This window comes from Pseudomonas sp. fls2-241-R2A-110, from assembly GCF_030209165.1.
GTDB lineage: Bacteria > Pseudomonadota > Gammaproteobacteria > Pseudomonadales > Pseudomonadaceae > Aquipseudomonas.
Map to the genome: position 1 here is coordinate 265,800 of NZ_JARVSN010000021.1, position 22,828 is coordinate 288,627.

Below are 22,828 nucleotides of genomic sequence, written 5' to 3' on the forward strand. Positions count from 1 at the left end.
TTACATACGCTCCAGAGTTTCCAGACCCAAGAGTTCCAGGCCTTGCTTGAGAGTGCGACCGGTCAGCGCGGCGAGGCGCAGGCGGCTCTGCATTTGCGCCGGGGTATCGGCGCTGAGGATCGGGCAGTTCTCGTAGAAGCTGGAGAACAGACCGGCGACATCGTACAGGTAGGTGCAGAGGATGTGCGGTGTGCCTTTTTCGCAAACGTTATTCAGTACTTCGCCGAACTGCGCCAGTTTGGCCGCCAGTTCATGCTCGTGCTCCGCTTCAAGGACAATCTTGCCTTCGACTTCGCTGAAGTCCTTGCCCAGTTTGCGGAACACACCGGCCACGCGGGTGTAGGCATACAGCAGGTAAGGCGCGGTATTGCCTTCGAAGTTCAACATCAGATCGAAGTTGAAGCTGTAGTCGCTGGTGCGGTGTTTGGACAGGTCGGCATATTTCACCGCACCGATGCCCACGACCTTGGCGATTTTGCGCAACTCGTCATCGGCAAGCTCCGGGTTCTTGTCCTTCACCAGGGTGTAGGCGCGCTCCTGGGCTTCGGTCAGCAGGTCGATCAGCTTCACGGTGCCGCCGTCACGGGTCTTGAACGGACGGCCATCTTTACCATTCATGGTGCCGAAGCCCATGTGTTCCATTTCCATCGGGTGCGTCACGAAGCCGGCCTTGCGGGCGACCGCGAACACTTGCTGGAAGTGCAGCGCCTGACGCTGGTCGACGAAGTACAGCGCGCGATCAGCCTTGAGCTTGCCGCTGCGGTAGCGCACGGCCGCCAGGTCGGTGGTGGCGTAGAGGTAGCCGCCGTCAGCCTTGACGATGATCACCGGCAGCGGGTCGCCGTCGGCGTTCTTGAACTCGTCGAGGAACACGCATTGCGCGCCGTTGCTTTCGACCAGCATGCCGGCGGCCTTGAGGTCATTGACCACATTGATCAGGTCGTCGTTGTAGGCGCTTTCGCCCATCACGTCGGCCATGGTCAGTTTGACGTTCAGCAGTTCGTAGATTTTCTGGCAGTGCGACAGCGAGATGTCTTTGAATTTGGTCCATAGCGCCAGACAGTCAGGGTCGCCGGCCTGCAACTTGACCACCAGGCCACGGGCACGGTCAGCGAACTCTTCGGATTCATCGAAGCGTTGCTTGGCGGCGCGGTAGAAGTTTTCCAGGTCCGACAGTTCGTCGCTGGTGATCGGGTTTTCCTGGAGGTACGCCATCAGCATGCCGAACTGGGTGCCCCAGTCGCCAACATGGTTCTGACGGATCACCTCGTCGCCGAGGAACTCCAGAACGCGCGCCACGCCGTCGCCGATGATGGTCGAGCGCAAGTGGCCGACGTGCATCTCTTTGGCCAGGTTCGGCGCCGACAGATCGACCACGGTGCGTTGCGCCGGGCCAGCCTTGCGCACGCCAATATGTTCGTCGGCCAGCGCGGCGTCCAGGCGTGATGCCAGGGCATCGGTATTCTGGAAGAAGTTCAGGAAGCCCGGGCCGGCGATCTCGGTCTTGGTGACGTTTTCGTCAGCCGGCAGCGCCGCGATGATTTTCTCAGCCAGGTCGCGCGGCTTCATGCCGGCCGGCTTGGCCAGCATCATCGCGATGTTGCTGGCGAAGTCGCCGTTCTTCTTGTCACGGGAGTTTTCCACCTGGATCGCCGGCGACAGGCCTTCAGGCAACACACCTTCGTTGACGAGTTGGGTGATGGCTTGTTGGATCAGCTGGCGAATGGTGTCTTTCATGGTGTTCTCTTTCGACCGCAAGCGCGGCGGCGCCTGGATGCGCTAGTGGAAAAACTGGGCATTATCCGTGGCCCAGACGTGCTTGCCAACTATAGCGGGCAGGTTATGGATATGTGGTGACTATTCGGGCCTCATCGCGAGCAGGCTCGCTCCCACAGTGGATCGGCGGTGTTGATACTTTATTTGCCCACTACCAAAAACCTGTGGGAGCGAGCCTGCTCGCGATGGCGATCTTAATATCAATACAAATCGACGGGATCGACATCGAGAGACCAACGCACCGCACGCCCGCTCGGCATCTGCTCCAGCAGCAGCAGCCAACTGGCAAGCAATCGATGCAGCGGCGCCCGAGCGGTGGCCTGCAACAACAATTGCGCACGATAGCGCCCGGCACGTCGCTCCATCGGGGCCGGCACCGGCCCAAGCAGCTCGATCCCGGTCAAATTCTGCTCAGCCAGCAATCGTTCGGCCTCACTGCACGCCTCATCGAGAAAACCTTCGGCTTGCCCTGGTTTATGCGCTTCGGCCCGCAGCAGCGCCAAATGCGCAAACGGTGGCAAACCTGCAGACCGACGTTCGCTCAAGGCCTGCTCGGCAAAGGCGAAATAGCCTTGCTCGGTCAACTGCACCAGCAGTGGGTGGTCGGCCAAGTGCGTCTGGATAATCACCTTTCCAGGCTCTTCGGCCCGCCCCGCACGGCCTGCGACCTGGACGATCAACTGCGCCATGCGCTCGCTGGCGCGGAAGTCGCCGGAGAACAGCCCGCCGTCGGCATCAAGAATCGACACCAGCGTCACCCGTGGGAAATGGTGCCCTTTGGCAAGCATTTGCGTACCGACCAGGATGCACGGATGGCCTTTCTGGATGGTGGCGAACAGCTGATTCATTGCGTCCTTGCGCGAAGTGCTGTCGCGGTCGACGCGCAGCACCGGGACGTCCGGAAACAAAATTCCCAGGCGCTCCTCGGCGCGCTCGGTGCCGGCGCCGACGGGCCGTAAATCGACCTTGCCGCATTTCGGGCAGTGCCGAGGTACGCGTTCGACGTAGCCGCAATGGTGACAGCGCAGTTCGCCGGAGCGTTGATGCACGGTCATTCGGGCGTCGCAGCGCTGGCATTCGGACATCCAGCCACAGTCATGACACAGCAGCGTCGGCGCAAAGCCTCGGCGATTCAGGAACACCAACACTTGCTGGCCGGCCGCCAATGTCTGGCCGATGGCTTGTTGCATCGGCCCGGAAATGCCGCTGTCCAGCGGACGGCTTTTCACATCCAGACGCAGGAACCGCGGCTGCTTGGCGCCACCCGCTCGTTCATTCAGGCGCAGGAGGCCGTACCGGCCGGTGTAGGCGTTGTGCAGGCTTTCCAGCGAAGGCGTGGCAGAGCCGAGCACGATTGGAATGTTTTCCTGCCGTGCACGAACCAGTGCCAGATCCCGGGCGTGGTAGCGCAGGCCTTCCTGCTGTTTATAGGAGCTGTCGTGCTCCTCATCGATGATGATCAGGCCGGGATTTTTCATCGGAGTGAACAGCGCTGAGCGCGTGCCGATAATAATGTCGGCGTCACCGTCCCGGGCGGCGAGCCAGGCTTCCAGGCGCTCGCGGTCGTTGACTGCGGAGTGGATCAGGGCGATGCGGGCATTGAAACGCTGCTCGAAACGCGCCAGGGTTTGCGGGCCAAGGTTGATCTCCGGGATCAGTACCAGCGCCTGCTTGCCGGCCTCAAGCGTTTCGCGGATCAACTGCAAATACACTTCAGTCTTGCCGCTGCCCGTGACGCCGGCCAGGAGGAAGGCGTGATAACTGTCGAACCCGGCGCGAATGGCTTCATAAGCAGCGCGCTGTTCGGGGTTGAGCGGTAGTTCGGGCTGCGCGAGCCAGTGTTCGTGGCGAGCGCCAGGTGCGTGCTTGCGGATTTCCACCTGCACCAGATCCTTGGCGAGCAGTAGGTCCAGGCTATCCTTGCTCAGCATCAGCTTGCTCAGCAATTGATGCGCTACGCCGTGAGGATGTTGGGCAAGCGTCGCCAGGGCTTCACGCTGGCGGGGCGCGCGGGCGATTCGCGGGTCATCGAGGCTGGCACCGGGCGCGGCGGACCAGAAGCGCTCCTGGCGTGCTTCGGCCAACTCGCCCTGACGCAACAATACCGGCAGTGCCCAGCTCAACGTGTCGCCCAGACTGTGCTGGTAATACTGGGACGTCCACAGGCACAGCTTGAACAGCGCCGGTGGCAGCGGCGGGGTGGCGTCGAGCAGGGCCAGCGCCGGTTTGAGTTTTTCCACCGGCACTTCGCTGGTGTCGGTGACTTCCACCAGAATCCCGATCATCTCCCGTCGGCCGAAGGGCACCCGCAGGCGCATGCCCGGTTGCAACTGGGCGCGCAGGACCCCGGCCGGGGCGCGGTAATCGAACAGGCGGCGCAGGGGCGAAGGCAGGGCGAGGCGCAAAATGGCGTCGGGCACGCGATGGTTTTCTCGATGATGGGGCGGTGAAGAAGGCCGGGAGCCTAGCAGACGACTGGTGTAAGCGACAGCTTGCGCGATTGGCGATGTCTGGTAGAATCCGCGGCCTAATTACGTGCGGTATTCAACAATAGTGTTGAGTGGCGGCACGCTAGCCCGAGGAATACACCATGAAAGCCGATATCCATCCAACATACGAAGTCACCGCAGTTACCTGCAGCTGTGGCAACAAGTTCGAAACTCGTTCGAACCTGGCCAAGCCTCTGGCGATCGACGTATGCAACGAGTGCCACCCGTTCTACACCGGTAAGCAGAAGACTCTGGATACTGGCGGCCGTGTACAGCGCTTCGCAGACCGTTTCGGTGCTTTTGGCAAGAAACCTGCTGCAGCAGCAGAGTAAGGCTCGAAAGCCCCATGGGCTTTTCCTTGCTAACGAAAAAGGCGTCCCTTGTGGGCGCCTTTTTTATGTCCGCGATTTGGCTTTGCGGTGCTCAGGCCTTCTGCCCGGCACCCGGCGGACTGACATCGGTTGCGGTGCAGCGGGTGGTGGATGGCGACACTTTGCGACTGAGCGATGGCCGCAGCGTACGCATGATCGGCCTGAATACGCCTGAGCTGGGCAAGCAGGGTCGCTCCGACGAGCCGTTCGCCGTGGCCGCGCGCAAACGCCTGGAAGCATTAATCGCCGCCAGCGAAGGGCGGGTGGGTTTGCTGCCAGGTAAAGAGAGCAAGGATCACTACGGTCGCACGCTGGCTCATGTCTACGGTGCTGATGGCGCCAACCTCGAAGCGCAGATGCTTGCAGAAGGGCTCGGTTTTCAGGTTGCGGTCGCGCCGAATGTCGATTTGGTCGGCTGCCAGCAAGCCGCCGAACGCAGTGCCCGTCAGGCCGGTCTTGGACTGTGGCGGCAATCCCCGGTACTGAAAGCGGAGCAGATCAGCGCGTCCGGCTTCGCCGTGCTCAGTGGGCGTGTCAGCAAGGTTCAGCGCAATCGCGGCGGGGTTTGGATCGAGTTGCAGGATTCGGTTGTACTGCGTGTTGCACCCAATTTGCTGGACCAATTCGATGTTGCGTCCCTTGAACGGCTGAAGGGCAAGCAAATCGAGGCGCGGGGCTGGGTAGTGGATCGGTCGCGGCGCGGTGGTTTGAAATCCGGGCAGGCGCGCTGGCTACTGCCGCTGACCGATCCGTCGATGTTGCAAACGGCGCCTTGAAAAATAAATTGTAGACATTTTCAAAGTCGATTGTGAACAGTCTATCCCTTGTGTTCCGTGGCTCTCGGCCCAAAGTCGTAGGGCAGGGCGCTTGACAGGGGTGACTGGTCAGTCTTGTGGGGATTTTGCGAGGCGCGTATCCTCGCTGACCAGTCTGTCCAACAGTAAAAGCGGAATGCCCCCATGTCTGATTTGAAAACTGCCGCTCTCGAATATCACGCCCATCCTCGTCCAGGTAAGCTGAGTGTCGAGCTCACCAAGGCCACCGCTACCGCCCGCGACTTGTCGCTGGCCTACAGCCCCGGCGTAGCCGAACCAGTACGCGAAATCGCTCGTGATCCTGAGCTGGCCTACAAATACACCGGCAAAGGCAACCTGGTTGCAGTCATTTCCGATGGCACCGCGATTCTTGGCCTGGGTAACCTCGGCCCACTGGCTTCCAAGCCTGTCATGGAAGGTAAAGGCGTGTTGTTCAAGCGCTTCGCCGGCATCGACGTGTTCGACATCGAAGTCGACTCCGAAAGCCCACAAGCCTTCATCGACACCGTCAAGCGCATCTCCATCACCTTCGGTGGCATCAACCTGGAAGACATCAAGGCGCCTGAGTGCTTTGAGATCGAGCGCGCTCTGATCGAGCAGTGCGACATTCCAGTGTTCCACGATGACCAGCACGGCACCGCAATCGTGACTGCGGCCGGCATGATCAACGCCCTGGAAATCGCTGGCAAAACCCTGGCTGACGCCAAGATCGTCTGCCTGGGTGCCGGTGCGGCCGCCATCTCCTGCATGAAATTGCTGGTAAGCATGGGCGCCAACATCGAAAACATCTTCATGGTCGACCGTACCGGCGTGATCCACTCCGGCCGTGACGACTTGAACCAGTACAAGGCTGTCTTCGCTCACGCGACCGACAAGCGCACTCTGGCTGACGCTCTCGCCGGTGCTGACGTATTCGTCGGCCTGTCTGGTCCGAACCTGCTGAGCGCTGAAGGCCTGAAGTCCATGGCGGCCAACCCGATCGTGTTCGCATGCTCGAACCCGGATCCGGAAATCTCCCCGGAACTGGCTCACGCCACCCGTGACGACGTGATCATGGCCACCGGCCGTTCGGACTACCCGAACCAGGTCAACAACGTACTGGGCTTCCCGTTCATCTTCCGCGGTGCCCTGGACGTTCGCGCCAAGCGCATCAACGAAGAAATGAAAGTGGCAGCAGCCAACGCCCTGCGTGAACTGGCCAAACTGCCGGTTCCTCAGGAAGTGTGCGACGCCTACGGCGGCATCAAGCTGGAATTCGGTCGTGAGTACATCATTCCGAAACCAATGGATGCGCGTCTGATCACCGTGATCTCCGATGCCGTGGCCAAGGCCGCTATCGAGACCGGCGTGGCGACCCTGCCGTATCCAAAGAACTACCCGCTGAAAAGCGTGGATGACGTGTTCAACGGCTAAGCCGTTGTAGCGCTTCAACAGAAAGCCCCGGCTCACTTTGAGTCGGGGCTTTTTTTTATCTGAGAGTTTTGCATTGATCGTTCCCACGCTCTGCGTGGGAATGCAGCCCGGGACGCTCCGCGTCCCTTCCCGCAGCCGAGCGCGGAGCGTCCGTAGAGGCATTCCCACGCAGAGCGTGGGAACGATCAGTAAAAAGCCCCGCGCTTCTTTCGAAGGCGGGGCTTTTTTGGTGTCGCTACGCGATCAGAACAAATCGATCGGCGCCGACTCATCCGCCGGCAGCGGGCTGCCCGGTGCTGTGCCGTTACCCAGCTCATTCACCGACGGCGGCGTGTCTTCGGCCTTGAACAGTTCGAAGTAGGCCCCTGGCGTGCCAGGGCTGGCCGCGCGGCCGCTGACCGGATCGACCCGCAGGCTGAGAATGCCTTCGGGCTCTGGTTGCGTATGAGGTGGCTTGTCTTTGAGGGCTGCCGCCATGTAGTTCATCCAGATCGGCAGCGCCACAGTGCCGCCGAACTCGCGCTTGCCCAGGCTTTCCGGTTGATCGAACCCGGTCCAGACCGTGGTGACGTAGTCGGCGTTGTAGCCCGAGAACCATGCATCCTTGGATTCGTTGGTGGTCCCGGTCTTGCCCGCGATGTCGCTACGGCCCAAGGCCAGGGCGCGTCGGCCGGTACCCAGTTTGATTACGTCTTCCAGCATGCTGTTGAGGATGTACGTGGTGCGGCCATCGATGATGCGTTCAGCCACCGCAGGCGTTTGTGGAGTCGTGCCTGGCGCGGCAGCAGCCTCGCCCGGGGTCTGGTCGACCGTAAACGTCTGGGCGACCGGTGCGGCGATACCGTTGGTGGCCGCGGCGCCTTGAGGCACGCTCGGCGGATTGGCAACGAACAGGGTGTCACCGTTGCGGCTTTCGATTTTATCGATGATGTACGGGCTGACCTTGTAACCGCCGTTGGCGAAAGTGCTCCAGCCCGTGGCGATTTCCATCGGCGTCAGGGTTGCGGTGCCCAGCGCCAGCGACAAGTTGCGCGGCAGGTCCTGCTTGTTGAAGCCAAATTTGCTGATGTAGTCGATGGTGCGATCAACACCCAGCGCCTGCACCAGGCGGATCGAGACCAGGTTGCGCGACTTGTACAGGCCTTCACGCAGGCGAATCGGGCCGAGGAAGGTGTTGGTGTCATTCTTCGGACGCCAGACCTTGTCCAGGTACTCGTCGACGAACACGATCGGCGCATCGTTGACCAGACTGGCGGCGGTGTAGCCGTTATCCAGCGCGGCGCTGTAGACGAATGGCTTGAAGCTCGAACCCGGTTGACGCTTGGCCTGCATGGCACGGTTGTAGTTGCTCTGCTCGAAGGCAAAACCACCCACCAGCGAGCGGATGGCGCCGTTCTGCGGGTCAAGAGACACCAGCGCACCCTGTGCTTGCGGGATCTGGCTGAATTTCAGTGAGTTGTCCGGCTGGCGCTGAACGCGGATCAGATCACCGACCTGAGCCACATCCGACGGTTGTTTCGGATTGGCGCCCATGCTGTTGGTGTTCAAGAACGGACGCGCCCACTTCATGCTGTCCCAGCCGACGTGTTCGTCACCGGTGCGGGTCATCACTTGCAGGCCGTTCTTGTCGACTTGAGTGACGATCGCAGGCTCGAGACTGCTGATGGTGCGCTGCTTGGTCAGCTCGACTGCCCAGGCTTCGCGAGTCTTGCCCGGCAGGCGCGACTCTGGGCCGCGGTAGCCGTGACGCTGGTCGTAGGTCATCAAGCCTTCGTGGACCGCCGTGTTGGCCATTTCCTGCAAATTGCTCGGTACCGTCGTGGTGACGCGGAAACCTTCGGTGTATGCGTCGCTGCCATAGCGGCCGACCATTTCGGCGCGGGCCATTTCAGCGATGTAGGGTGCGTTCACTTCCGGGGTCGGTACGTGGTAGCTAGCGTTCAGCGGCTCATTGATCGCGGTGGTGTAGTCGGCTTCGGAGATTTTCCCGAGCTTGTACATGCGCCCAAGGATCCAGTCGCGACGTTCTTTGCTGCGAGCCGGGTTGGCCAGCGGGTTGAAGCGCGAAGGTGCTTTGGGCAGGCCGGCAATCATCGCCATTTGCGCCAGGCTGACGTCACGAATCGACTTGCCGTAGTAAACCTGCGCAGCGGCTTCGATGCCGTAGGCGCGGTTACCCAGATAGATCTTGTTGACGTACAGCTCGAGGATCTCGTCCTTGGTCAACTGCCGTTCGATTTGCAGTGCCAGGAGGATTTCTGTGGTTTTACGTGAGAAGCTGCGTTCACTGGTCAGGAAGAAGTTCTTGGCGACCTGCATAGTGATGGTACTGCCGCCGGACTGGATGTGTCCGCTTTTAACCAATTGAGTCGCTGCGCGCATCAGGCTGCTGGGATCGACGCCATAGTGGTTGGCAAAATTGTCGTCTTCAGCACTTAGTAACGCATTGATGAAATTGGGGGGAATGTCGGCGAAACGGATCGGCGTACGGCGCATTTCGCCAAATTCGGCGATCAACTTGTTGTCGCTGCTGTAAACCCGCAACGGAATCTGCAACTGGATGCTTCTCAGAGCCTCCACGGATGGCAATCCGGGACTAAGGTAAAGAAAAGCGCCGCTCAGACCGAGGAGCAGTCCGCAGAAAACGGCGACGATGGACCAACCGAAAAATTTCAGCAGACGAATCAAGGCTTTGGGATATCCAGGGCAAAGAATGAATTGGGCAACAGGGTTCAGAAAACAGGGAACGACCCGCGCTTGCAGTAAAAACCGGAAAAAATCGCTCGGCATTATAAGCATTTTTCCGTCGAGAGCGTCATTTGCGCTGCTGTCAAGACGGGTGGTTTGAACGCAATGGATATTACAGAGTCCGTAAGACACGGATAGTCATAGGGAATTGGTAGTGCTAGGACTCTTTAACAAGAAGGCCAATACGCTTCTGGGGATCGACATCAGCTCCACGTCGGTGAAGCTATTAGAGCTTAGTCGCCAAGGCGACCGTTATCGGGTTGAAGCCTATGCGGTCGAACCGTTGCCCGCCAACGCCGTGGTCGAAAAAAATATCGCCGAGCTCGAAGGCGTGGGTCAGGCACTCGCGCGCGTGCTCGCAAAGGCCAAGACCAGTCTCAGGAACGTTGCCGTGGCCGTTGCCGGCTCGGCCGTCATCACCAAGACCATCGAGATGGACGCCGGTCTTTCCGACGACGAGATGGAAAACCAACTCAAGATCGAAGCGGATCAGTACATCCCTTACCCGTTGGATGAGGTCGCCATCGACTTTGAAGTCCAGGGCGCTTCGGTGCGTAACCCCGAGCGGGTCAGTGTGCTGTTGGCGGCCTGTCGCAAGGAAAACGTCGAAGTGCGTGAAGCGGCCCTGGCCCTGGCCGGCCTGACTGCTCGCGTGGTGGACGTCGAGGCCTACGCGCTTGAGCGCTCCTTTGCATTGCTGGCAACCCATCTGGCCGCCTCTCAGGAGCGTTTGACGGTGGCGGTGGTCGACATCGGCGCGACCATGACCACTCTTAGCGTCCTGTATAACGGTCGGATCATCTACACCCGCGAACAATTGTTCGGTGGTCGCCAGCTCACGGAAGAAATCCAGCGCCGTTATGGCCTGACCCTCGAGCAGGCAGGGCTTGCGAAGAAGCAGGGCGGATTGCCGGATGACTACCTCAGCGAAGTCTTGCAGCCTTTTCGCGATGCGTTGGTGCAGCAGGTTTCCCGTTCATTGCAGTTCTTCTTCGCCTCCGGTCAATACAGCGCGGTCGATCACATCCTGTTGGCCGGTGGTACCGCGTCGGTCCCGGGGCTTGACCGGTTGATCGAGCAACGGCTCGGTACGCCGACCCAGGTGGCCAATCCGTTCGCCAACATGGCGCTGAGCAGCAAGGTCAATGCGGGTGCACTGGCGAGCGATGCGCCGGCCTTGATGATCGCCTGTGGACTGGCCCTCAGGAGTTTCGACTGATGGCACGGATCAACCTTTTACCCTGGCGCGAGGAGCTGCGCGATGCGCGCCGCAAACGCTTTTTGCTGGCGCTGGTCGGTGTGTTGGCAGGTTCCGTGGGTGCGGTACTTATTGCGGACCAGATCATCAGCGGTGCGATTGACCGGCAAGTGGCCCGTAACGATTACATCGGCAAGCAGATTGCCGTGGTCGACGAGCGGATCAAGCAGATCAGCGATCTGAAGTCCCGTCGCCAGCAGCTGGTGGAGCGCATGCGCATCATCCAGGACCTGCAAGGCAATCGCCCCATCAGCGGGCGAATTTTCGACCAATTGGCGCGCACACTGCCGGACGGGGTGTATTTCACCGAAGTGAAAATGGTCGGAAAAACCTTATCGATCACCGGCGCGGCGGAGTCCAACAATCGAGTGTCGGAGCTTATGCGCAATCTGGACGCCTCGGACTGGTTCGATGCGCCCAGCCTCACGGAGGTCAAGGCGACCACCGCCGGTCAGCTGGATCAGGCCAATGTTTTTCAGTTGACCGTCCGTCAGACGCAGCCCGCCGTTGTGGAGGTGGGTAAATGAACCCTTCTGGATGGTTAGAAGGGCTGCGCAAGATCGATATCAACGATCTGGACACCAACAACATGGGCTCCTGGCCACCAGCGATCAAGGCGCTGGCAGGTGGGCTGTTGATGGTTCTGGTGCTGGCGCTGGGCTACTCCTTTTACCTCAGCGATCTGGAAGATCAATTGGGGCTCAAGCGCGAAGAGGAATCGACCCTCAAGGAGCAATTTGCGACCAAGGCCCGCATGGCGGCGAACCTGGAGCTGTACACCCAGCAGATGAAGGAGATGGAGAACTCGTTCGGCGTATTGTTGCGGCAATTGCCCAGCGACACCGAAGTCCCTGGTCTGCTGGAAGACATTACCCGTACGGGGTTGGGCAGCGGGCTGGAGTTCGAAGAGATCAAATTGCTGCCGGAGGTCACCCAGCAGTTCTATATCGAGTTGCCGATCCAGATCACCGTGACCGGTGCCTATCATGACCTGGCGACGTTTGTCAGTGGCGTGGCCGGGCTGCCGCGGATCGTTACGCTGCATGATTTCGACCTCGCGCCGGTCGACCCCGAGGGCGCTCCGAAACTGCGCATGAGCATTCTTGCCAAGACCTATCGCTACAACGACAAAGGGCTGCAGAAATGAGCCCGGTTCGTTGTTTTTCGATGGCGATGTTGTTCGCTGGCCTGGCGGGCTGCGGCAACGCCAATGACGTCAGTGACCTCGATGCCTACATGAATGAAGTGCGCCTCAGGCCGCCCGGCAAGATTGAACCAGCGCCGACATTCCAGTCTTACCCCACATTCACTTACAACGCTGCCAACCTGCGCAGCCCGTTTTCCCGACAGGTCAGGGTTGATCTGGCAGGCCAGAAGCATGGCTCGCGCAACGTCAAGCCCGACCCCAACCGCACCAAGCAGTACCTCGAAGGCTTCAACATCGAGCAGTTTGAAATGGTCGGCACGATCTCCAATGCGACCGGCTCCTTTGCGCTGCTGCGCGGGGCGGGCGGTGTACATAGGCTAAAGGTCGGCGACTACCTGGGGCGTAACGATGGACGGATCGTCGCCATCAGCGGCTCACAAGTCGATGTGGTCGAAATCGTGCCCGACGGCCAAGGTGCCTGGCTGGAACGACCGCGGACCATCCCTTTGAAAGAGCACTCATAGTGGAACTCGAACAATGAACAGGATTTTCTCAACCGTCGGTATCTCGCTATGGATAGCGTTGCTGTCGCCGATGGTCCAAGCGGCCAACCTCAAGGCGCTGGATGTCGCCGCGCTGCCGGGTGATCGCGTCGAGTTGAAGTTGTCTTTCGATGGGCCGCCACCAGAGCCCCACGGATACACGACCGAGTCACCAGCGCGAATCGCGCTGGACCTGCCTGGCGTGGTCAATCAGCTGACGAGCAAGAACCGCGATCTGGGCGGCGGCAATGCGCGCAGCGCGACGGTTGTGGAGGCCAACGATCGTACGCGGCTGATCATCAACCTGACCCAGTTGACCCCGTACAACGCCCGGGTCGAAGGCAACAAATTGATTGTGGTAGTCGGGCAAGGGGCCAATTCAAAGGTGTCCCGGCCACCGGCCAGTGCCCCCCGCGTCGCGACGGCAAAGCCTGCCCCGGTGAAAGCCTATGTGCCCGCCAACAAAGCCATCCGCGGCGTGGACTTCCAGCGCGGCACCCAGGGTGAAGGCAATGTGGTGATCGACTTGTCGGATCCTTCAATCGCCCCGGATATCCAGGAGCGCGACGGCAAGATCATCCTCGGTTTTGCCAGGACTCAGTTGCCTGAACCGTTGCGCGTGCGCCTGGACGTCAAGGATTTCGCCACGCCGGTTCAATTCGTCAACGCCAGTGCCACGGGTGATCGGGCCACGATCAGCATCGAGCCCAGCGGCGCGTTCGATTATTCGACCTACCAGACCGACAACAAGCTGACAGTCAGTATTCGTCCGATGACCGTGGACGACCTGCAAAAGCGCAACGCCGAGCGTTTTGCCTATACCGGTGAAAAGCTCTCGCTGAATTTCCAGGACATCGATGTGCGCTCGGTGCTGCAGTTGATCGCCGATTTCACCAACCTCAACCTGGTCGCCAGTGACACCGTTCAGGGCGGCATTACCTTGCGTTTGCAAAACGTCCCGTGGGATCAAGCGCTGGACCTGGTGCTGAAGACCAAAGGCCTGGACAAGCGCAAGATCGGCAACGTTCTACTGGTGGCGCCGGCCGATGAAATCGCTGCTCGCGAACGCCAGGAGCTGGAATCGCTGAAGCAGATCTCCGACCTCGCGCCGCTGCGCCGAGAACTGCTGCAGGTCAACTACGCCAAGGCTGCCGACATCGCCAAATTGTTCACCTCGGTGACCAGTGCCGAAGCGAAAGCCGACGAGCGGGGTTCCATCACGGTTGATGAGCGGACCAACAACATCATCGCCTACCAGACCCAGGATCGCCTCGACGAACTTCGTCGGATCGTCGCGCAACTGGATATCCCGGTGCGCCAGGTGATGATCGAGGCGCGAATCGTCGAAGCCAACGTCGACTATGACAAAAGCCTCGGTGTGCGCTGGGGCGGTTCGGCCCAGAACAAGGGTAACTGGAACACGTCCGGGGTCAGTGGCTCCTCGACGACCATCGGCACACCGGGCAGCACCAGCACCAACTCGCCATTTGTCGACTTGGGTGCTGCCGGCAATACCTCGGGGATCGGCATCGCTTTCATCACCGACAACGTGTTGCTGGACCTGGAGCTGACGGCGATGGAGAAGACCGGCAACGGCGAAATCGTCTCGCAACCGAAGGTGGTCACGTCCGACAAGGAAACCGCGAAAATCCTCAAGGGCACCGAGATTCCCTATCAGGAAGCCAGTTCCAGCGGCGCGACTTCGGTGTCTTTCAAGGAAGCCTCGCTGTCGCTTGAAGTGACGCCGCAGATCACTCCGGACAACCGGATCATCATGGAGGTCAAGGTCACCAAGGATGAGCCGGACTACCTGAACAAAGTCCAGGATGTACCGCCGATCAAGAAAAACGAAGTCAATGCCAAGGTGCTGGTCAACGATGGCGAGACCATCGTGATTGGTGGAGTTTTCTCAAATACTCAGAGCAAGGTTGTAGATAAGGTGCCATTTCTCGGTGATGTGCCGTATCTTGGCCGCCTTTTCCGGCGTGACGTGGTTTCGGAGAAAAAATCCGAGCTGCTGGTATTTCTCACTCCGCGTATCATGAATAACCAGGCGATTGCTGTGAGTCATTGATTCTGTGCGAAATTTGATTCTTGTTGGACCGATGGGGGCTGGAAAAAGCACCATCGGCCGGTTGCTGGCCAAAGAGCTGCGCCTGCCGTTCAAAGATTCCGATAAGGAAATTGAATTGCGCACGGGCGCCAATATCCCGTGGATTTTCGATAAAGAAGGCGAACCGGGCTTCCGTGACCGCGAGCAGGCGATGATTGCCGAGCTGTGTGGCTGCGACGGCGTGGTGCTGGCGACCGGTGGTGGCGCGGTAATGCGCGAAGCCAATCGTCGGGCACTGCGCGCCGGTGGTCGGGTGGTTTATCTGCATGCCTCCGTCGAGCAGCAGGTTGGCCGCACTTCCCGCGATCGCAATCGGCCGCTGTTGCGTACAGCCGACCCGGCCAAGACCCTTCGGGACCTGCTGGCGATCCGCGATCCGCTTTATCGGGAAATCGCCGACCTGGTGGTGGAAACGGATGAGCGGCCGCCGCGAATGGTGGTGCTCGACATTCTCGAACGCTTGCAGCAGCTACCTCCCCGTTAATGCCCGGCGCGAAATGCGCTATCCTCGGCGTCCTGTCACAACCGCTCAAGGTTGTGGCGGATGGCTGCCAAACGGCGTCACACCAACAGGTATCATGGACATTCGTTAATTCAAGGCAGGACGCCTGATTCATCTTCACTGTGGGGACACATGCAGACACTCAAGGTCGACTTAGGCGAGCGCAGCTACCCGATTCATATTGGCGAAGGTTTGTTGGATCAGCCTGGGCTGCTGGCCCCGCACATCCGCGGACGGCAAGTGGCGATCATCTCCAACGAGACCGTTGCGCCGCTCTATCTGGAGCGTCTGACCCGCAGCCTCGCGCAATTCTCGGTGATTTCCGTGGTGCTGCCCGACGGCGAAGCCTTCAAGACTTGGGAAACCCTGCAACTGATTTTCGACGGCCTGCTGACCGCACGGCACGATCGACGCACCACGGTGATCGCCCTCGGTGGTGGTGTTATTGGTGACATGGCCGGTTTTGCCGCAGCCTGTTATCAGCGCGGCGTCGATTTCATCCAGGTCCCGACCACGTTGCTGTCGCAAGTCGACTCCTCGGTGGGCGGCAAGACCGGGATCAACCATCCGCTGGGCAAAAACATGGTCGGCGCGTTTTATCAGCCGAACGTGGTTCTGATCGATACCGCCACCCTCAATACCCTGCCGCCCCGCGAACTCTCTGCCGGGCTGGCGGAAGTCATCAAGTACGGGCTGATCTGCGATGAGCCGTTCCTGACCTGGCTCGAAGAAAACGTCGATCGCCTGCGCGCCCTGGATCAGGTGGCCCTGACGTATGCCATCGAGCGCTCTTGCGCGGCCAAGGCTGCAGTGGTCGGTGCCGACGAGAAGGAAACCGGCGTTCGTGCCACGTTGAACCTGGGGCACACCTTCGGCCACGCTATCGAAACTCATATGGGCTATGGTGTCTGGCTGCATGGCGAGGCCGTGGCTGCTGGCACCGTAATGGCGTTGGAAATGTCTGCGCGCCTGGGCTGGATCAGCGAGCAGGAACGTGATCGCGGTATTCGCCTGTTCCAGCGTGCCGGTTTGCCGGTCATCCCGCCTGAAGAGATGACCGAAGCCGATTTTCTCGAACACATGGCAATTGACAAGAAAGTGATCGACGGTCGTTTGCGCCTGGTGCTGCTGCGCCACATGGGCGAAGCGGTGGTGACCGACGATTATCCGAAAGAGGTTTTACAGGCCACGCTGGGAGCGGATTACCGCGCCCTGGCTCAGCTTAAAGGTTAATAAGATCCCGATGACTAGTTTGCATGCCGACGAGGCTTTCCTCGGCCATTACCAGTTAAGCCATGACCCTTTTGCTCCACGGGTGCCTGGTTTCAAATTCTTCCCGGCCCAGCGCAAACCGGTGCTGGGACAACTGCACCACCTGGCGCGCTACAGCCAGTTGCTGCTGGTGGTCACCGGCCCGCAAGGCAGTGGCAAGACCCTGTTGCGTCAGGCGCTGGTAGCCAGCACCAACAAACAGTCGGTGCAGAGCGTGGTGGTTTCCGCCCGTGGCGCCGGTGATTCGGCTGGCGTGCTGCGTCAGGTGGCTCAGGCGCTGAATATCGAACAGGCCGAAATCGGCGCGATCCTGTCTCAAGTGGTGCAGTTGGCGCTGACGGGGCAGGAAGTCTATCTGCTGGTGGATGATGCCGAGCAACTCGACGAGTCCGCGCTGGAAGCCTTGCTGGCGCTCGCCGCTGGCGCGCCTGAAGGTCGGCCGCACGTGTTCCTGTTCGGTGAGTCCTCGCTGATTGCTCAGCTTGACGCGCTCAGCCTTGAGGAAGAGCGTTTCCACGTCATCGAATTGCAGCCCTACACCGAAGAAGAAACACGCGAATATCTGGCCCAGCGCCTTGAAGGTGCCGGCCGGGGTATCGAACTTTTTACCGCAGATCAGATCTCTGATATTCACGAAAGCTCCGACGGTTGGCCTGGCAATATCAACCAGGTCGCCCGCGATGCAATGATCGAAGCCATGATTGCCAGCCGCTCAGCGGTGAAGCGTCCAAGTATGGGGTTCAACATGCCGAAGAAACACGTATTGGCGATATCCGCCGTCGTCGTGGTCGCGGTAGCCGCCGCCTGGTTGATGCCAGGTCGCAGCAAAGCACCGACCACTGGCGCTCCTGCCAACGAGCAGGCGCAATTGCCGCTCGGCCAGGGCGCGCCAAAACCTAATAGCGGCGGTGCACCATCCGTCGAATTCGCCGGTAATTCGCAACCGATGCCGTTGCCGTTGGTCGGCAACTCGCAACCGGTCATGCGCGGTCCGTTGGCCGAAGCGGCTGGCGGTATCACTGAAGGTGACGACGGCGTGCCTGTCGAAGGTTCCAGCGCTAAACCGCCTACCGTGACCACCATTGCGCCGCCTGCGGGTATCCAGCCAGGCCCTGCGCCAACGCCTGCCGCCAAACCGGCTCCAGCGCCGACTCAGGTCGCGACAGCCAAGCCGGCCCCGACCACGCCTGCCGTGAAGCCGGCTCCAGCGCCTGCCAAGCCAGCTGCCGTGGCTACCGCCAAACCTGCCGAGAAACCGGCCGAGAAGCCCGCTGCCGCCGCGAAAGGCGCCGGTGGCACCTGGTACGCCGGGCAACCGACGAGCAACTACGTGGTGCAGATCCTCGGTACCAGCTCTGAATCGGCCGCGCAAAACTTCGTGAAAGAGCAGGGCGGCGAGTACCGTTATTTCAAGAAAGTCCTCAACGGCAAGCCGCTTTACGTCATCACTTACGGTAACTTCGCCAACCGCGATGCAGCCGTTACCGCCATCAAGGCCTTGCCAGCGAAGGTTCAGGCTGGTAAACCTTGGCCTCGCACTGTCGCCAGCGTCCAACAGGAACTGGCAACAACTCGCTGAAGATTCGGCGGCCTTACCCAGGCCGCCTCTCCAAGCACCTCAAAATTTCTGCAAGCGCATGCCGTCTCTACAGACCGCGTGCCTTGTGGTGTCTGCGTCATAGTGGTCTTTGAGTCGTTGCGGTCAAAATTAAAAAAGTTTTGACTAGCACAGCATATCGCTTTAAACCTTTCACAAATGCGACATAGATTTGCGACAGTTCGTCGTCAAATTTGTGAGCCCAAGTGTCGGTGTGTACAATGACCTCCCTTTTGCCCCCGCAAAGCTGGCGTACGTTCGGCGCGGATGGCAAGTGGTTGAATTGAAAAGAAATTTGCCTCGATAAGGGGCAGCCTGGTGAGAAAGTGTCTATGAAAGCAGGTCTGTACCAACCAGATGAATTCAAGGATAACTGCGGTTTCGGCCTGATAGCCCATATGCAGGGCGAGCCCAGTCATACCCTTTTGCAAACGGCCATCGAGGCCCTGACCTGCATGACCCACCGCGGTGGGATCAACGCCGACGGCAAGACCGGTGACGGTTGCGGTCTGCTGATTCAAAAGCCGGACGTGTTCCTGCGAGCCATCGCCCAGGAAACCTTCGGCGTCGAACTGCCCAAGCAATATGCCGTGGGCATGGTCTTCTTCAACCAGGACCCGGTCAAAGCCGAAGCCGCTCGCGAGAACATGAACCGCGAGATCCTGGCTGCCGGTCTGACCCTCGTCGGCTGGCGCAAAGTGCCGATCGACACCAGCGTCCTCGGCCGTCTGGCCCTCGAGCGTCTGCCGCAGATCGAACAAGTGTTCATCGGTGGCGAAGGCCTGAGCGATCAGGACATGGCGATCAAGCTGTTCAGTTCCCGTCGTCGTTCGTCCGTGGCCAACGCCGCCGACGTCGATCACTACATCTGCAGCTTTTCCCACAAGACCATCATTTATAAAGGCCTGATGATGCCGGCGGACTTGACCGCCTTCTATCCAGACCTGAGCGATCAGCGCCTGCAAACCGCGATCTGCGTGTTCCACCAGCGCTTCTCCACCAACACCCTGCCGAAATGGCCGTTGGCTCAACCGTTCCGCTTCCTGGCGCACAACGGCGAGATCAACACCATCACCGGCAACCGCAACTGGGCCGTGGCCCGTCGCACCAAGTTCGCCAACGACCTGATGCCCGATCTCGAAGAGCTCGGCCCGCTGGTCAACCGCGTTGGTTCCGACTCCTCCAGCATGGACAACATGCTCGAGCTGATGGTCACCGGTGGCATCGACCTGTTCCGTGGCGTGCGGATGATCATTCCGCCAGCGTGGCAGAACGTCGAAACCATGGACCCGGACCTGCGGGCGTTCTACGAATACAACTCGATGCACATGGAACCGTGGGATGGTCCGGCCGGCGTGGTAATGACCGATGGTCGCTACGCGGTGTGCCTGCTCGACCGTAACGGTCTGCGTCCGGCGCGTTGGGTCACCACCAAGAACGGTTTCATCACCCTGGCCTCGGAAATCGGTGTCTGGAACTACCAGCCTGAAGACGTCATCGCCAAGGGGCGCGTGGGCCCGGGCCAGATCTTTGCCGTGGACACCGAAACCGGTCAGATCCTCGACACCGACGCCATCGACAACCGTTTGAAGTCCCGTCATCCGTACAAGCAATGGCTGCGCAAGAACGCTCTGCGCATCCAGGCGACCATGGAGGACAACGATCACGGTTCGGCTTTCTACGACGTCGATCAACTCAAGCAATACATGAAGATGTATCAGGTCACGTTCGAAGAACGCGATCAGGTGCTGCGTCCGCTTGGCGAGCAGGGCTACGAAGCCGTGGGCTCGATGGGCGACGATACGCCGATGGCCGTGCTGTCCCAGCGCGTGCGCACGCCGTACGACTATTTCCGCCAGCAGTTCGCGCAGGTCACCAACCCGCCGATCGACCCGCTGCGTGAAGCCATCGTCATGTCGCTGGAAATCTGCCTCGGTGCCGAGCGCAACATTTTCCAGGAGTCGCCGGAACACGCCTCGCGCGTGATCCTCAGTTCGCCGGTCATTTCCCCGGCCAAGTGGCGCTCGCTGATGAACCTCGATCGTCCGGGTTTCGAACGCCAGATCATCGACCTCAACTACGACGAAAGCGTCGGCCTCGAAGCGGCCATCCGCAACGTCGCCGATCAGGCTGAAGAAGCCGTACGCTCCGGTCGTACCCAGGTTGTGCTGAGTGACCGTCACATTGGTCCGGGCAAGCTGCCGATCCACGCTTCGCTCGCCACCGGCGCGGTGCATCACCGCCTGACCGAAAAAGGCCTGCGTTGCGACTCCAACATCCTCGTGGAAACCGCTACCGCTCGCGACCCGCATCACTTCGCGGTATTGATCGGTTTCGGCGCCTCGGCGGTCTATCCGTTCCTGGCCTACGAAGTGCTGGGCGACCTGATCCGCACCGGTGAAGTGCTGGGCGACCTCTATGAGGTGTTCAAGAACTACCGTAAAGGCATCACTAAAGGCCTGTTGAAGATCCTGTCGAAGATGGGCATCTCCACCATCACCTCGTATCGCGGTGCGCAACTGTTCGAAGCCATCGGCCTGTCCGAAGAAGTTTGTGACCTGAGCTTCCGTGGCGTGCCAAGCCGCATCAAGGGCGCGCGTTTCGTCGACATCGAAGCCGAACAGAAAGCCCTCGCTGCCGAAGCCTGGAGCCCGCGCAAGCCAATCCAGCAAGGTGGTCTGCTGAAGTTCGTCCACGGTGGCGAATATCACGCTTACAACCCGGACGTGGTCAACACCCTGCAAGCCGCTGTACAGCAGGGTGACTACGGCAAGTTCAAGGAATACACGGCGCTGGTGGACAACCGTCCGGTGTCGATGATCCGCGACATGTTCAAGGTGAAAACTTTGGACACGCCGCTGGACATCAGTGAGATCGAACCGCTGGAATCGGTGCTCAAACGCTTCGACTCCGCAGGCATCTCCCTGGGCGCCTTGTCGCCGGAAGCCCACGAAGCCCTGGCCGAAGCCATGAACCGCCTCGGTGCGCGTTCCAACTCCGGCGAAGGCGGCGAAGACCCTGCGCGCTACGGCACCATCAAGAGCTCGAAAATCAAGCAGGTCGCGACCGGCCGTTTCGGGGTGACCCCGGAATACCTGGTCAACGCTGAAGTGCTGCAGATCAAAGTCGCTCAGGGCGCCAAGCCTGGCGAAGGTGGTCAACTGCCCGGCGGCAAGGTCAACGGTCTGATCGCCAAGCTGCGTTACGCGGTGCCAGGCGTGACCCTGATTTCGCCGCCGCCGCACCATGACATCTATTCGATCGAAGACTTGTCGCAGCTGATTTTCGACTTGAAACAAGTCAACCCGAAAGCCCTGGTCTCGGTGAAGCTGGTAGCAGAAGCGGGCGTCGGCACCATCGCCGCCGGTGTGGCCAAGGCCTACGCGGACTTGATCACCATTTCCGGCTACGACGGTGGTACCGGTGCATCGCCGCTGACCTCGATCAAATACGCGGGCGCTCCGTGGGAGCTCGGCCTGGCCGAAACCCACCAGACCCTGCGCGGCAACGACCTGCGCGGCAAAGTCCGGGTGCAGACTGACGGCGGTCTGAAAACCGGCCTCGACGTGATCAAGGCGGCCATCCTCGGCGCTGAAAGCTTCGGCTTCGGCACCGCGCCGATGATTGCTCTGGGCTGCAAATACCTGCGCATCTGCCACCTGAACAACTGCGCCACCGGCGTCGCGACCCAGAACGAGAAGCTGCGCAAGGATCACTACATCGGCACCGTCGACATGGTGGTGAATTTCTTCACCTACGTCGCCGAAGAAACCCGTGAGTGGCTGGCCAAGCTGGGCGTGCGCTCCCTCGAAGAGCTGATCGGTCGAACCGATCTGCTGGAAATCCTCGAAGGTCAGACCGCCAAGCAGCAACACCTGGACCTGACCCCGTTGCTGGGCAGCGATCACATCCCGGCAGACAAACCTCAGTTCTGCCAGGTCGACCGCAACCCGCCGTTCGACAAAGGCCTGCTGGCCGAGAAAATGGTCGACATGGCCACTTCGGCCATCAACGACATGAGCGGCGCCGATTTCGCCCTGGATATCTGCAACTGCGACCGTTCGATCGGCGCACGGATCTCCGGTGAAATCGCGCGCAAGCACGGCAACCAAGGCATGGCGAACGCGCCGATCACCTTCCGCTTCAAAGGGACGGCCGGTCAGAGCTTCGGTGTGTGGAACGCCGGCGGCCTGAACATGTACCTGGAAGGCGACGCCAACGACTACGTCGGCAAAGGCATGACCGGCGGCAAACTGGTCATCGTTCCGCCGAAGGGCAGCGTCTACAAGACTCAGGACAGTGCCATCATCGGCAACACCTGCCTGTACGGCGCCACTGGTGGCAAGCTGTTCGCCGCCGGCACCGCGGGCGAGCGTTTTGCCGTGCGTAACTCCGGTGCCCACACGGTTGTGGAAGGCACTGGCGATCACTGCTGCGAGTACATGACTGGTGGTTTCGTCTGCGTTCTGGGCAAGACCGGTTACAACTTCGGCTCAGGCATGACCGGCGGTTTCGCCTACGTGCTCGACCAGGACAACACCTTCGTTGACCGGGTCAACCACGAACTGGTGGAAATCCAGCGGATCAGCGGTGAGGCGATGGAAGCCTACCGCAGCCATTTGCAGCGCGTGCTGAACGAATACGTCGAGGAAACCGACAGCGAGTGGGGTCGTAACCTCGCTGAAAACCTCGATGACTATCTGCGTCGTTTCTGGCTGGTCAAGCCTAAGGCTGCCAACCTGAAATCGTTGCTTTCCAGCACCCGTGCCAACCCGCAGTGATATG

Annotated in this window: 15 protein-coding genes; 12 read left to right on the forward strand and 3 right to left on the reverse strand. The window is 60.2% G+C overall.

The window, feature by feature from the left end; genetic code table 11:
- Both argS and QRN31_RS18240 read right to left on the reverse strand, forming a co-directional pair.
- On the reverse strand, positions 1-1,737 hold the full coding sequence (gene argS, locus QRN31_RS18235) for an arginine--tRNA ligase (RefSeq protein WP_285433566.1): 1,737 nt from the start codon (positions 1,735-1,737) through the stop codon (positions 1-3).
- Between the two features lie 239 nt (positions 1,738-1,976).
- Complete coding sequence (locus tag QRN31_RS18240; RefSeq protein ID WP_285433568.1) at positions 1,977-4,196, reverse strand: primosomal protein N'; 2,220 nt, start codon at positions 4,194-4,196, stop codon at positions 1,977-1,979.
- 170 nt (positions 4,197-4,366) lie between these two features.
- On the opposite strand from QRN31_RS18240, the gene rpmE reads away from it, so the two are divergent.
- From rpmE to QRN31_RS18255, 3 genes are all read left to right on the forward strand, one after another.
- Positions 4,367-4,597, forward strand: a complete 231-nt coding sequence (rpmE, locus tag QRN31_RS18245; RefSeq protein WP_054054615.1) for a 50S ribosomal protein L31 — start codon at positions 4,367-4,369, stop codon at positions 4,595-4,597.
- A 14-nt stretch (positions 4,598-4,611) separates the two neighbouring features.
- Positions 4,612-5,412: a thermonuclease family protein gene (locus QRN31_RS18250; RefSeq protein WP_285433571.1), complete on the forward strand. Its 801-nt coding sequence runs from the start codon at positions 4,612-4,614 to the stop codon at positions 5,410-5,412.
- A gap of 183 nt (positions 5,413-5,595) precedes the next feature.
- Positions 5,596-6,864 carry a malic enzyme-like NAD(P)-binding protein gene (locus tag QRN31_RS18255; protein WP_253435232.1) on the forward strand — a complete coding sequence of 423 codons (1,269 nt, stop codon included), beginning with the start codon at positions 5,596-5,598 and terminating at the stop codon, positions 6,862-6,864.
- Positions 6,865-7,107: 243 nt separating this feature from the next.
- Here the strand turns inward: QRN31_RS18255 and QRN31_RS18260 are convergent, their stop codons facing one another.
- Positions 7,108-9,549 (reverse strand): penicillin-binding protein 1A, encoded by a 2,442-nt coding sequence (locus QRN31_RS18260; protein WP_502942502.1) that lies wholly within the window; start codon positions 9,547-9,549, stop codon positions 7,108-7,110.
- Between the two features lie 217 nt (positions 9,550-9,766).
- On the opposite strand from QRN31_RS18260, the gene QRN31_RS18265 reads away from it, so the two are divergent.
- The 9 genes from QRN31_RS18265 (at position 9,767) to gltB (ending at position 22,824) form a co-directional block, all read left to right on the forward strand.
- Positions 9,767-10,831: a pilus assembly protein PilM gene (locus tag QRN31_RS18265; RefSeq protein WP_285433577.1), complete on the forward strand. Its 1,065-nt coding sequence runs from the start codon at positions 9,767-9,769 to the stop codon at positions 10,829-10,831.
- Positions 10,831-11,397 carry a PilN domain-containing protein gene (locus QRN31_RS18270; RefSeq protein ID WP_285433579.1) on the forward strand — a complete coding sequence of 189 codons (567 nt, stop codon included), beginning with the start codon at positions 10,831-10,833 and terminating at the stop codon, positions 11,395-11,397. Before QRN31_RS18265 ends, QRN31_RS18270 begins: the two co-directional genes overlap by 1 nt.
- Complete coding sequence (gene pilO, locus QRN31_RS18275) at positions 11,394-12,017, forward strand: type 4a pilus biogenesis protein PilO (protein WP_285433580.1); 624 nt, start codon at positions 11,394-11,396, stop codon at positions 12,015-12,017. Before QRN31_RS18270 ends, pilO begins: the two co-directional genes overlap by 4 nt.
- The gene (locus tag QRN31_RS18280) at positions 12,014-12,541 is read left to right on the forward strand and encodes a pilus assembly protein PilP (RefSeq protein ID WP_285433582.1); all 528 of its coding nucleotides are present in this window, start codon (positions 12,014-12,016) and stop codon (positions 12,539-12,541) included. Before pilO ends, QRN31_RS18280 begins: the two co-directional genes overlap by 4 nt.
- A gap of 13 nt (positions 12,542-12,554) precedes the next feature.
- Positions 12,555-14,633 (forward strand): type IV pilus secretin PilQ, encoded by a 2,079-nt coding sequence (locus QRN31_RS18285; RefSeq protein WP_285433583.1) that lies wholly within the window; start codon positions 12,555-12,557, stop codon positions 14,631-14,633.
- A gap of 4 nt (positions 14,634-14,637) precedes the next feature.
- A complete protein-coding gene (gene aroK / locus QRN31_RS18290) occupies positions 14,638-15,156 on the forward strand; it encodes a shikimate kinase AroK (RefSeq protein ID WP_222589435.1) in 519 nt (172 codons plus the stop codon).
- Between the two features lie 150 nt (positions 15,157-15,306).
- On the forward strand, positions 15,307-16,407 hold the full coding sequence (gene aroB, locus QRN31_RS18295; RefSeq protein WP_285433584.1) for a 3-dehydroquinate synthase: 1,101 nt from the start codon (positions 15,307-15,309) through the stop codon (positions 16,405-16,407).
- 10 nt (positions 16,408-16,417) lie between these two features.
- On the forward strand, positions 16,418-18,025 hold the full coding sequence (locus QRN31_RS18300) for an AAA family ATPase (RefSeq protein WP_285433586.1): 1,608 nt from the start codon (positions 16,418-16,420) through the stop codon (positions 18,023-18,025).
- A gap of 350 nt (positions 18,026-18,375) precedes the next feature.
- Positions 18,376-22,824 (forward strand): glutamate synthase large subunit, encoded by a 4,449-nt coding sequence (gene gltB, locus QRN31_RS18305; RefSeq protein WP_285433587.1) that lies wholly within the window; start codon positions 18,376-18,378, stop codon positions 22,822-22,824.
- Positions 22,825-22,828 lie beyond the last annotated feature (4 nt).